This window comes from Salimicrobium flavidum, assembly GCF_900156645.1.
In the GTDB taxonomy this organism is placed as follows: Bacteria; Bacillota; Bacilli; order Bacillales; family Halobacillaceae; genus Salimicrobium; species Salimicrobium flavidum.
This window is the reverse complement of record NZ_FTOC01000002.1, coordinates 294,069-305,791: the sequence shown is the minus strand read 5'-3', so window position 1 is coordinate 305,791 and position 11,723 is coordinate 294,069. Positions and strand designations below refer to the sequence as shown.

Here is an 11,723-nt window from a genome sequence, read left to right as displayed (position 1 = left end):
ACGTCGCATTTTAAAAAGTTATGAGACGTTCACGGCTTTCAAATGGTGCTGAATGTAGGGGAAAATCATTTTTCCCTACGTTCAAGCCGATTTTCTACCATGAACGTCTCACGTTTTCTCACAGGAGAAGTTTCTAAGCGGATGCTTCCGCTTTTTCTTTATCAAAGATAGATTTCGCGAGGATTTCCGCGATATCCATCGTGCTTACGGTTTCTTCGACTTCTTTCGCTTTCGTCCCGTCAGACAGCATCGTCAGGCAGAACGGACAGCCACTCGAGATCATCGTCGGTTCTACTTCCAGTGCCTGTTCGGTACGGGCCTCGTTGACGCGGTTTCCGGATTTCTCTTCCATCCACATCATCCCGCCACCGGCGCCGCAGCACATGCCGTTGGAGCGGTTCCGTTTCATTTCGACGACTTCGACACCCGGAATCATCTCCAGTACTTCACGCGGCGGCTGATACACTTCGTTATAGCGTCCGAGGTAGCAGCTGTCATGATACGTAATTTTTTCATTCACCGGAGTTTCCGGTTTCAGCCTGCCTTCCTCGAGCCATTTCGCCAGCATTTCCGTGTGGTGATAGATTTCCGCTTCGAATCCGAAGTCCGGATATTCATTCTTGAAAATGTTGAAGGCGTGCGGATCGATCGTAATGATCTTCTTCACATCGTATTTTTCGAACTCTTTGATATTCTTCTCGGCAAGCTCCTGGAACAGGAACTCGTTACCCATGCGGCGGGCCGTGTCTCCGGAGTTCTGTTCTTTGTTTCCGAGAATTGCGAACTTGATACCAGCTTCGTTCATAAGCTTGGCGAAAGCCATTGCGATTTTTTGACTGCGGTTGTCGTACGACCCCATCGAACTTACCCAGAAGAGGTATTCGAAATCTTCGCCTTCTTTCTGAAGCTCTTTCACTGTAGGGATGTACGCTTCCTCGTCAAGGTCACGCCAGTTTTCGCGTTCTTTCTTCGAGAGTCCCCAAGGGTTCCCCTGGCGTTCGATATTCGTCAGCGCGCGCTGACCATCCGGGTCCATCTTCCCTTCGGTCATAACGAGATAGCGGCGCAGGTCGATGATCTTATCGACGTGTTCGTTCATGACCGGGCAGGCATCTTCACAGTTCCGGCATGTGGTACACGCCCAAAGTTCTTCCTCCGTGATGACGTCGCCGATCAGGTTCGTTTCGTTCACACGATCAACGGCGTCATTCTGTTCACCGTTGGCCATCGAAGCGAGCATGTTTCCTTCCGTACCGGAAAATGCATAGGATGGCACCCATGCTTCGCGTCCGGTTACGGCAGCCCCTTTTTCCGTGAGGTGATCACGGATCTTCACGAGCAGGTCCATCGGTGACAGCATCTTCCCTGAGCCTGAAGCCGGGCAGACATCGGTACAGCGTCCGCATTCCACACAGGCATACAGGTCGACCATCTGTTTCTGATCGAATTCTTCCACTTTTCCTACACCGAAGGACACTTCTTCCTCGTCCGTCTCCTCATCCATATCGAAATCGATAGGTTTCAATTTGCCTGGTGCGTCCTCACGGCTGAGGAAGACGTTGACTGGTGCAGCGATAAGGTGTGCGTGCTTCGACTGTGGTACATACACGAGAAAGGACAGCAGCGCGATCAGGTGGATCCACCACATGACGAAAAATACAGCTGCTGCGCCTGTTTCAGGAAGCCAGCCAAAGGCGAAAGCGATCGAACTCGCTACCGGCTCCCAGACAGTAGGCTCATGGCCATGCCAGATGATGTTCATCGCGTTTCCGCCAAGGACCGTCACCATCAACGTCCCGATGAAAATAAGGACGAGCCCCGCTTTGAAGCCACGCTTCAGGCGGACGAGTTTTTCTATGTAGCGACGGTAGAATGCCCACACGACCGCTACGAGAATCGTCAGCGTTACAAGCTCCTGGAAAAATGTAAAACCTGGATACAACGGCCCGAGCGGCAGGTGTGAATCAGGCGCAAGTCCTTTCCAGATAAAATCGATCGCCCCGAACTGGACGAGTATAAACCCGTAAAACATCATCACGTGAATCGCTCCGGATTTTTTGTCTTTCAATAATTTTTTCTGACCGAAGACATAGATTCCTATCTTCTGAAGACGACGTTTGATCTTCCCGTCGAATTCATATTTTTTCCCCATCCGGATATACGCAATCCTTGTCTGGACGACCCGCGCGAACAAATACAAAGCGTAAATCGTCACTCCAAGGAACAACAGCCAGTTGACCAGCAGTAAAGGATCCATTCCTTCTCCCCCTCTTTTTCTGTTTGAGTTTTGAAACCCTTTTCATATTGCAGTTACCTATACTATAAATATGAATGAGCATTCAGTCAACAACTTTCGCTTTTTTCTTCCCGGCTTTGTGGATTATGATGGATGTGTAGATAGCATTTTTCGGTTACAATCGGGTAAGGTAGTTTTGGAGGTGTGGAGTTGCGGGTTATCAAAGTCATCATTGCATTTATTTTATGGGTCGTGCTAGATGTTCAGTTAGGAAAAAGGGAGCATCGCAAGAATCACAGGACCCTGCCATTCGAAGCGACGAAAGGAGACTACCGTTTCTATAAAAACGGTTCTCCGCTTTTCGAAGATTTGTTTGAGGAGGTCTCTCAGGCCCAGGATCAGATTGACGTCTATTATTATCTGATCCGCCGGGATAAGGTGAGCCTCAAATTTCTCTCCCTTCTGAAAATGAAGGCGGAAGAGGGGATAAAAGTTCATCTGATTGTCGATCGCATGGTCAGCGCTCCTTTACGACGGGAATACAGATCTCTGAAAAAAGCCGGAGTCTCTGTTTCCTTTGCGGAAACCCCCAGATTCCCTTCTTTCTTCTATACACTGAACCGGAGAAATCACCGCAAGATGGTAGTCATAGACGGGGCGATCGGCTACGTGGGCGGCTTCAATGTAGGCAGGGAATATATCGGTAAGAGTTCGGAATTCAGCGACTGGCGGGATTATCACCTTCGCCTGACGGGCTCCATCGTCCGTGATCTGCATCGCATCATTCTTGACGACTGGGCATATACGACCGGAGAGGTTCTTCCTTCCGTCTCTTATCGCGAAGGAGGAGAGTATCCTTTTCAGATTGTCGCTTTTGATGGGATCGGTGCTGAGAATACGTTCCTTACGATGATCAAAAGGGCGAAGAGAGAGATTCTGATCGGAAGTCCTTACTTCATTCCCTCGAAAAAAATCCAGCGAGAACTTTTGGACGCGCTCGACCGGGGAGTGAAGCTTCATATCCTGCTTCCTTTGAAGCGTGATCACGCTCTCGTTAAAGAAGCGGGGCTACCGTATCTTCAGGAACTCGTCCTCAATGGAGCGCATGCGCATCATTATAACGCCGGATTTTATCACGCCAAAATCATCATGGTGGACCAGGAAGCAGCCGATATCGGTACTGCGAATTTCGACAGACGGAGCATGTTCCTGAACAAAGAGGTCAATATTTCGATCTTTGATCAAGCTTTTGTCCAGCACTTGCGTAATGAATACTTCAAAGACATCGAAAGTTCCATTTATTTCGATAAACAAGAAGCGGCTTCACCTTCCTTCGGTACGAAAGTGAAAATCCAGTTGGCCAGACCGTTCAGAGGAGTTCTGTAACTGTAGAGGCGAGGCGAGACGTGGATTTATCTCAATTTTTTCATGGGTTATCTCAAAAAAATCAGGTTTATCTCAATTTTTTCACGGTTTGTCTCAAAAAAGGTCAGGTTTATCTCAATAAACAATAAAAAAGCCTTATTTCATCGCTATTAATGTGATGAAATAAGGCTTTTCTTGTCAGAGAGTGTTTCTAAACGGGGTAATTCCGCTTTTCTTGTCTAGTTACGTCACCCAGAAATTCGTGTCATAAGTAGCCCGGATCAGAAAAAAGAAAGACCACCTTTCATCTGACCGTTCTACTTATGCCAGTATTTCTGAACGGGCGACTTCACTTTTCTTGATCCAGCTGCATTACCCAGAAGCTCATGTCATAAGCAGAAATCTTATTTTCGGGAAAGGTCACCCAAAAAGTAAGCTCCCTGCTTATGCCAACGCTTCTAAACAGGGTAATTCCGCTTTTCTTCCTACATTTTCTCCGGGGCTTCTACGCCTACAAGGGCGAGGGCGTTCCGGAGCGTCTGCTTCACTGCTTCCATCAATTTGATCCTGGAAGCCGTACGTGCCGGATGCTCAGCATCAAGTACTTTCTCAGCATTGTAGAAGCTGTGCAGATTGGATGCAAGATCGAAAGCATACTGTGTGACACGGTGCGGTGTGCGGTTCACAGCTGCGTCTTCTACGATTTGCGGGAATTCGCCGAGACGCTTCAGCAGATCGATTTCTTTCTCCGCCGTAAGCAGCGACCCGTCGAACTCATCCGAATAAAGACCTTTTTCCTTAGCCTGCTGCAGCATCGTCGTAATCCGCGCGTGGGCGTACTGGATATAATAGACCGGGTTTTCGTTCGATTCGGAACGAGCCAGATCGATATCAAAATCGAGATGAGAATCACTAGAACGCATCGCGAAGAAATAACGCATAGCGTCCACGCCGACTTCGTCCATCAGTTCACGCAATGTGACAGCTTTGCCGGTACGTTTACTCATCTTCACTTTTTCTCCATTTTGGAAAAGGTTCACCATCTGGATGATTTCCACTTCAAGTGTATCTTTGCCATAGCCAAGGGCCTGGATAGCCGCCGTCATACGTGGAATATAGCCATGGTGATCGGCTCCCCAAATATTGATCAGTGTATCAAATCCACGGTCCAGCTTATTTTTATGATACGCGATATCAGGCGCTAAGTACGTGTACGTTCCATCGTTCTTCACAAGAACGCGGTCTTTGTCATCTCCGTACTCCGTCGTTTTGAACCATGTCGCCCCTTCTTCTTCATATACAAGATCCTTTTCTTTCAGTACTTCGATCGCCGCTTCGATACTGTTTTCTTCGTAAAGGGACGTTTCCGAAAACCACTCATCGAACGGGACGCGGAAATCACTGAGATCCTTCTCGATTTTGGAAAGAGCATAGCGAAGGCCGGACTGACGGAAGTGACGATGACGCTCCTGTTCAGAGGCCTCTGCCCATTTGTCGGCTTCCTCCTCGGCCAATTGCTTTCCGAGTTCGACGATATCCGGACCCTGGTACCCGTCTTCCGGCATAGCCCATTCTTTGCCGAGCGCCTGCATGTAGCGGGCTTCGACCGAATAAGCAAGCTTGGTGATCTGGCTTCCGGCGTCGTTGATGTAGTATTCCCTTTCCACATCATACCCGGCAGCGTCCATGATATTACACAACGCGTCTCCGATCGCCGCTCCACGGGCGTGACCAAGGTGAAGAGTACCTGTCGGATTGGCGGACACGAACTCCACCTGAATACGTTCTCCACGCTTCCCTTCGCGCTTTCCATATCCCTCTTTCTCTTCAAGGATAGAAGACACGAGTTCTGCGAGATACGTATTATCCATCCGGAAATTTATGAAACCGGGACCGGCGATTTCCATTTCTTCGATGGAAGCCTTGGATTTATCAAAGTGTTCGATGATATCCTCCGCAATTTGGCGAGGGTTCTTCTTTGCTACCCGGGCCAGTTGCATAGCCATGTTCGTCGCATAGTCGCCGTGCTGTTTGTCCTTCGGCTGTTCTAAGACCACCCCGGGGATTTCCTCTTCAGAAGCCAGACCCGCCGATTTCACCGCACGTACGATTTCCTCTTTGATTTTCGCTTCCGTCTTCTCTGCAATGTTCATTCCGAGTCCTCCTCCAGCGTTAATTTCAGTTGATGTTTCTGCGTCACATCGTCATTGACCGTCAGCTGATATTCAATGAACAATTCTCCGCTTTCGTTCTCTCCCGGAGCCTGATACTCCAGATTTTCCGTCCACGTCGTCATGAACAGCTTTCCATATTCGTGCACATACGCATTCTGCGTTTCTGCCTGCGGCTCAAACAGCTGGCGCATCTCCACGCCTCCGGAGCGTTTGATACTTACATGACCAGGTTTGATCGTCACCATCGTATCGACAGGATCTCTATCTTCCGGGTGTTCTCTGAACGTCACGACGTCCATATCCCCTTTTCTGAAAAAACGTCCTTTTTCCGTCAACGACATCCGCTCGGATTCCGCACCGTCCCGGATATGTGTTTCCAACGTAACAGCTATATTCGTCATGCCGCACTCGCTCCTTTTCGTTCCAACTATAACTAATCCATTATAAAAAGAGTCCGGGGAAAACTCAAGATACTCCCCGTAAATAGTCGATCGTCTCTTTCAATTCCGCATGGATGCCCATATGCGTGCTGATACTGAATACACCGTAAAGAACAAGAACCCCCGCCGTAATACCTACATAAGCTTTGTAAGGCACTTTATTCCGGAAGGGTCTATATTCTTTATGAAAAGCGAAAAGCACGAAAGGCAACAGGGCACCGATAACGACGATATCCCTCGTCCACTGCGCCTGCTCGCGATTGTTTGCAAGAGAAGCAGGCAGCGCTTCATTTACGTGCTCCTGGGCACTGACTTCCCACGTTTCCCCTTTATATGTCACCGTCCACGTATTGTCTTCGATCGAATGCTCGTAAGGAACCGGAGTAAACGAATACCCCAAGGTCGCAACGAGAATAATTCCCATGACAATCGCATACGTAGCGGGAATCCACAATAATTTTTTATTCATAAAATCTCCTTTACATTAAAAGTGGAAGCTTCCGGTCAGAAGGTCTGAGCTAAGCAGAACAATCACCAGAAAGATGTTCTTCCCTTTCTTTGATGGGACTGCTTGGATCACGGGCTTCTGGAAGCTGCAACTGGATCATAAAAAGTAGAAGCTTCCGATCAGTAGTTCTGAGCTAAGCAGGACTATCACAAGAAAGACGTTCTTATCTTTCTTTGATGGGACTGCTTGGATCACAATTTACACTTCACCTATTCTAGCATGAGTTTTTCCTCAGACCAAAATGTTTACAATCCGGGCTTCCTACCTGATCGAAAAAAACACCAGATGCCTGGTACAGAAGGGGTTGTCTGCGGCTTCTTTGAATCAGCCATCAGCTATCGAAAGCCCCCATACCATAGAAAAAAGACCGACTGATCCGCCAGCCGGTCCTCTTCCTGTCCTAGTAAAAGCATTTGTCCATGCTATTTTAAATATATTACCACCCACGTATTTTTTCAAGACGGGCAGCTCCTTAAAAAGTGAACATTTTGTGACGCTACATCGTCACATCTGTAATATCCGCCCAGGCAAGCATAAACGATTCGCCACTGTGAACATCACGGCATTCAATGAACTGGTTCTGTTTATGAAGACCGAGGAGCATCACTTCATACATCTCCAGGTCACTCCCGGTACCGACTTCGACCCGTACCGGCAGTTTTTCGTTCATTGCGTGCTTCAGCACAAAATCGATACTCGCCGCCTGTTGTTCTTCCATCCAGCCCTGTTCGACCCGTTCATCCTCTTTCCAGAGATTCCGAAGCATGTCGACGTGCTCCGGCAACATAAGTGAAGTCCATTTAACGGACCCGCGATCTTTCGGTTCCTGATTCATTTCCATCCCTCCGAACACGAACGTTTGTTCTCATCATACCACATATCTGTCTGTTGTGCACAAGGAATTTTCAGGAAACATAGCGCATCTCTTCAATAAACGTCCAAGCTTCCTCTACTTCCTCCTGCTTGTAATTCTGCTTGCTTTTCACGGTATAGACTTTCTCCTCGATCTCCTCCTTCGGCAGGTGCTCGAAAAAAAGCATCGTCGAGACCAGCTCAAGAAACCGGGAGCTTTTTCCATTCATCGCATCGATATAGTTGTCGAGCACCGGACGGTCGATCTCCGCATGGGATAGAAAATCCGCCCCCGCTTCTGTCAGTTGATAGCGATACTGGTAGTAGTTCTTCTTTTCTTCCATCGCTTCCGAAAGAAATCCGAGGTTGCACATTTCTTCGATCCGCAGGGTAAGCTCCTCTGAATAAGGGCCGTAAAAATGAAATTCATACCGTTCTTCAAAACGGATTCCACACTTTTTCATAATGTACACCATTTTCTGGAGACGCTTCCGTCCCACCACTTCATCACAGCTATCGAAAAAATGCATCAGCTTTGCGTGGTTCTCTAACATCACTGTTCCTCCTTGCCATACAATATACCCAGAATCCGCCGCTTCGTTTCACTATCTTCAGGCATCCGTTCCAATTCATCAGCCGGAAAATACAGTTTATGATCCGTACGCTTCTTTCCGGAAATCGATTCGACGATCTCAGAAAGACGGGAGAGCTCCTTCAGTGCCCCGTTCGGCTGCAGCAGATGAATCGGCAGTCTTTCCCCTTCTTCTCCCGGACGATAAAAATCATAGGGGAGATCGGAGCTTGAATCGACTTCCAGGTAATAACGCGGATTTATGTCCGCTTCCTCAAATAAATCATAAAGTTCCCGCCATTCTTTCATCTGCAGGTTCGGGTTGAATTCGATATATTTGAACAGACGCCGGTTGACGAACCGTTCGCATAAATCGCTCAACACAGGGTCCTTCTCCCTCATCCACATCTGAAAATAGTACATGACGACATTTTCATCCAGCCCCAGGTATTCCTCGAGCGATGGAGCTTCTTCGAAAAAGGAGAGAAAATGCAACGGTTTGAGCTCGAACTTATAACCGTCTTCATACAACTCCTTCGCCCGGTGGAGGATTTTGGACAAAATCACTTCCGCACTGCGGGTCACCGGATGGAAATAAATCTGCCAGTACATCTGATAACGGCTCATTATGTAGTCTTCGACGGCATGCATGCCACTTTCTTTGATGACGACCTGGTCCTCCATCGGCCGCATCACCCGGAGTATCCGCTCCATATCGAAATGCCCGTAGCTGACGCCGGTGAAATACGCATCGCGCTGCAGGTAATCCATACGATCGGCATCAATCTGACTGGAAATCAGGCTGATGACGAGTTTATCGGAGTACGTTTTATTGATGACATCCGCCACCTTCTTCGGGAAGCCTGGTTCCACTTGAGACAGGACCCGGTTCACTTCTGTGTCCCCGAGCAGAATCGCCTGCGTATAATCCTCGTGGTCGAGCTTGAACACTTTTTCGAACGAGTGGGAAAACGGTCCATGCCCGAGGTCATGCAATAGAGCCGCACACAAGCACAACAATCGCTCTTCTTCATTCCAATTGTCCCGGTCATGGAAATTCTCTAAGATCCTTCTGATGATTTCATACACGCCGAGAGAATGACTGAAGCGGCTGTGCTCCGCTCCATGGAATGTCAGATACGTCGTTCCAAGCTGCTTCACGCGGCGCAGTCTCTGGAACTCACGCGTACCGATCAGATCCCATATAACACGGTCCCGCACATGGATGTAACGGTGGACCGGATCTTTGAACACCTTTTCTTCTTCCAGTTTTTCATCGCGATAAGTCATTGGTCTGCTCCATTCCCTTTTTGTTCAGTATATCCTCTTTCCGCATGGAAAAAAACGTCTTGACAACAGGGGAGGCACGTGGAGTCCGCTCCTCCTCTCCATCCGGCAGAGAGAAAAAATTTTTGCTATAATGATGGCAGTTTACATGAAAAAGGAGACCCATCCATGACGCTATCGATATTGCATCAGCCCTCGTACCGGATCGTCGACCACAGCGACCCGGACGTCTACACATCCGCTTTGCCATCTTTCGCTTATGACGATACGCTGGCAACCTCTGTCGGAGCCGGACTCAGCCCGGCGACAGCACGTTTGTGGGTTCATCCGAAAACCGTGGTTCTCGGCATCCCCGATTCACGGCTTCCCTACATTCAGGAAGGGATCGATTTTTTGGAGAAAAAGGGATACAACACCGTCGTCCGTAATTCCGGAGGCCTGGCTGTAGTCCTTGATGAGGGCGTGCTCAATCTTTCCCTCATTTATAAAGAAACGAAAGACGTCAGTATCCACGGCGGCTATGATGTCATGGTCGATTTCATCCGTTCGATCATCGACACTGACATCGACGTCTATGAAATCACGCAGTCCTACTGTCCCGGAGACTATGACTTGAGTATCGGAGGCAAGAAATTCGCAGGTATTTCCCAGCGCCGGGTCAAGGGAGGATTCGCTGTACAGGTCTACCTGGATGTGACCGGGAGCGGCGAAGAACAGGCGCAGCTGATCCGTGAGTTTTACGATATCGCCAAAAGAGGTGAAGAAACGAAATTCACTTACCCCGACATCGAACCTTCGGTAATGGCTTCTCTGAATGAACTGCTCGAGGAATCGCTGACGATACAGAAGATCACGGACCGCATCAAAAATAAACTACATGAATACAGCGATGAGCTTCTCGCTTATCCACTTACGGAACAGGAAGAAGAATGGCTCGACAAACGGACGAAACAGATGATCAAACGAAACGAAAAAATGTGAAGTTAAGGTAGTATTTATCGTAAAAAATTGCTGTTTGTCGTAAATTATTCCGGTTTATCGTAAAAACCGTCTCCGTAACAAAAAAGCTCTGTTATCGTTCATTGTTATTTCTTTCTCTACGGGTGGAATCAACTACCGGCTTTAACAGACCAAATAAAAAAAGTGTGATATCAGCTGAGTAGAGGCTGACATCACACTTTTTTTATTATTCTACGGACTGGGCTGCCGTAATGATGGCGAGTTTGTACACATCGTCCGGGCTACAGCCGCGGGAAAGATCGTTCACCGGCTGGTTGAGCCCCTGGAGAACGGGTCCGACCGCATCGAAATTGCCGAGACGCTGAGCGATTTTGTATCCGATATTCCCTGCTTCGAGACTCGGGAAGATGAACGTGTTCGCTTTCCCTTCCAGCGGAGAACCGGGAGCTTTCTTTTCAGCGACGGACGGAACGAATGCTGCATCGAACTGGAACTCTCCATCGATGAGGAGATCGCTATTCTTTGCTTTGACGATTTCGAGCGCCTGCTCGACTTTTTCCGTCTCAGGCGACTTCGCTGAACCTTTCGTGGAGAAGCTCAGCATAGCGACACGAGGATCGATATCGAAAAGTGCCGCCGTTTCTGAGCTGGCCATCGCGATTTCCGCTAGATCCTGACTATCCGGAGAAATGTTGATCGCGCAGTCGGCGAACACATATTTCTCTTCGTCACGGACCATGACGAATACACCGGAGGTCTTCTTGATGCCTTCTTTCGTCTTGATGATCTGAAGAGCCGGACGTACCGTATCTGCCGTGGAATGGGCCGCTCCACTCACAAGACCGTCCGCTTCATTCATATAGACGAGCATCGTACCGAAATAGTTGCCGTTCTTCAGAATCTCACGCGCGTCCTCTTCCGTCGCTTTGCCTTTCCGGCGTTCCACGAAACTCTCGACCATTGTCTCAAGCTTTTCATAATTCTCCGGATCCGCGATGGTCGCATTACTGACATCCACACCGAACGACTCCGCTTTCTGTTTCACTTCTTCCTCGTTTCCGACTAATACAGGCTGAACGTACCCTTCCGCTCCGAGCTTACTGGCGGCTGTGAGAATTCTCTCATCCAGCGCTTCCGGAAAAACGATACGCTTATTCTGCCCTTCAATTTTGCCTTTCAATGTATCAAAAAGATCACTCATGTGTATCCCTCCTGTTTAGAACTCTGTACCATATGATAAAACCTCCCTTGCAAAAAGAAAAGCAATAAACAACGACTTTAAGGAAGCAAACGGTTCCAATTTTCTTATTCCCTATCTTCCTTTAGCATA

Annotated in this window: 10 protein-coding genes; 2 read left to right on the top strand and 8 right to left on the bottom strand. The window is 48.4% G+C overall.

The window, feature by feature from the left end; all coding sequences use genetic code 11:
* Positions 1-133: 133 nt before the first annotated feature.
* Positions 134-2,257: a (Fe-S)-binding protein gene (locus BW944_RS04730; protein ID WP_076557243.1), complete on the bottom strand. Its 2,124-nt coding sequence runs from the start codon at positions 2,255-2,257 to the stop codon at positions 134-136.
* Positions 2,258-2,446: 189 nt separating this feature from the next.
* Between BW944_RS04730 and BW944_RS04725 the strand changes: the two genes are divergently transcribed.
* Positions 2,447-3,622 carry a phospholipase D-like domain-containing protein gene (locus BW944_RS04725; protein WP_076557240.1) on the top strand — a complete coding sequence of 392 codons (1,176 nt, stop codon included), beginning with the start codon at positions 2,447-2,449 and terminating at the stop codon, positions 3,620-3,622.
* Between the two features lie 464 nt (positions 3,623-4,086).
* On the opposite strand, the gene argS is transcribed toward BW944_RS04725, so the two are convergent.
* The 6 genes from argS to BW944_RS04695 all read right to left on the bottom strand — a co-directional run bounded on the left by argS (position 4,087) and on the right by BW944_RS04695 (position 9,436).
* The gene (argS, locus tag BW944_RS04720) at positions 4,087-5,754 is read right to left on the bottom strand and encodes an arginine--tRNA ligase (protein WP_076557238.1); all 1,668 of its coding nucleotides are present in this window, start codon (positions 5,752-5,754) and stop codon (positions 4,087-4,089) included.
* Positions 5,751-6,176, bottom strand: a complete 426-nt coding sequence (locus tag BW944_RS04715) for a YwiB family protein (RefSeq protein ID WP_076557236.1) — start codon at positions 6,174-6,176, stop codon at positions 5,751-5,753. Before BW944_RS04715 ends, argS begins: the two co-directional genes overlap by 4 nt.
* Positions 6,177-6,240: 64 nt before the next feature.
* Positions 6,241-6,684, bottom strand: a complete 444-nt coding sequence (locus tag BW944_RS04710) for a hypothetical protein (RefSeq protein WP_076557234.1) — start codon at positions 6,682-6,684, stop codon at positions 6,241-6,243.
* A 535-nt stretch (positions 6,685-7,219) separates the two neighbouring features.
* Positions 7,220-7,558 (bottom strand): YolD-like family protein, encoded by a 339-nt coding sequence (locus BW944_RS04705; RefSeq protein ID WP_076557232.1) that lies wholly within the window; start codon positions 7,556-7,558, stop codon positions 7,220-7,222.
* 70 nt (positions 7,559-7,628) lie between these two features.
* Entirely contained in the window at positions 7,629-8,129 is a 501-nt protein-coding gene (locus BW944_RS04700) for a YwgA family protein (RefSeq protein WP_076557230.1), read from the bottom strand.
* Entirely contained in the window at positions 8,129-9,436 is a 1,308-nt protein-coding gene (locus BW944_RS04695; RefSeq protein ID WP_076557228.1) for an HD domain-containing protein, read from the bottom strand. Before BW944_RS04695 ends, BW944_RS04700 begins: the two co-directional genes overlap by 1 nt.
* 165 nt (positions 9,437-9,601) lie before the next feature.
* Between BW944_RS04695 and BW944_RS04690 the strand changes: the two genes are divergently transcribed.
* A complete protein-coding gene (locus tag BW944_RS04690; RefSeq protein WP_076557226.1) occupies positions 9,602-10,414 on the top strand; it encodes a lipoate--protein ligase family protein in 813 nt (270 codons plus the stop codon).
* Positions 10,415-10,619: 205 nt separating this feature from the next.
* Here BW944_RS04690 and pta read toward each other — a convergent pair whose 3' ends face one another.
* Positions 10,620-11,594: a phosphate acetyltransferase gene (pta, locus tag BW944_RS04685; RefSeq protein WP_076557224.1), complete on the bottom strand. Its 975-nt coding sequence runs from the start codon at positions 11,592-11,594 to the stop codon at positions 10,620-10,622.
* Between the last annotated feature and the right edge of the window lie 129 nt (positions 11,595-11,723).

What these genes read in the sequence shown, in the direction of transcription:
- BW944_RS04730 (WP_076557243.1), bottom strand. Translation starts at nt 2,257, where the DNA reads ATGGATCCTTTACTGCTGGTCAACTGGCTGTTGTTCCTTGGAGTGACG.
- BW944_RS04705 (WP_076557232.1), bottom strand. Translation starts at nt 7,558, where the DNA reads ATGAATCAGGAACCGAAAGATCGCGGGTCCGTTAAATGGACTTCACTT.
- BW944_RS04715 (WP_076557236.1), bottom strand. Translation starts at nt 6,176, where the DNA reads ATGACGAATATAGCTGTTACGTTGGAAACACATATCCGGGACGGTGCG.
- BW944_RS04690 (WP_076557226.1), top strand. Translation starts at nt 9,602, where the DNA reads ATGACGCTATCGATATTGCATCAGCCCTCGTACCGGATCGTCGACCAC.
- BW944_RS04695 (WP_076557228.1), bottom strand. Translation starts at nt 9,436, where the DNA reads ATGACTTATCGCGATGAAAAACTGGAAGAAGAAAAGGTGTTCAAAGAT.
- argS (WP_076557238.1), bottom strand. Translation starts at nt 5,754, where the DNA reads ATGAACATTGCAGAGAAGACGGAAGCGAAAATCAAAGAGGAAATCGTA.
- BW944_RS04710 (WP_076557234.1), bottom strand. Translation starts at nt 6,684, where the DNA reads ATGAATAAAAAATTATTGTGGATTCCCGCTACGTATGCGATTGTCATG.
- BW944_RS04700 (WP_076557230.1), bottom strand. Translation starts at nt 8,129, where the DNA reads ATGTTAGAGAACCACGCAAAGCTGATGCATTTTTTCGATAGCTGTGAT.
- pta (WP_076557224.1), bottom strand. Translation starts at nt 11,594, where the DNA reads ATGAGTGATCTTTTTGATACATTGAAAGGCAAAATTGAAGGGCAGAAT.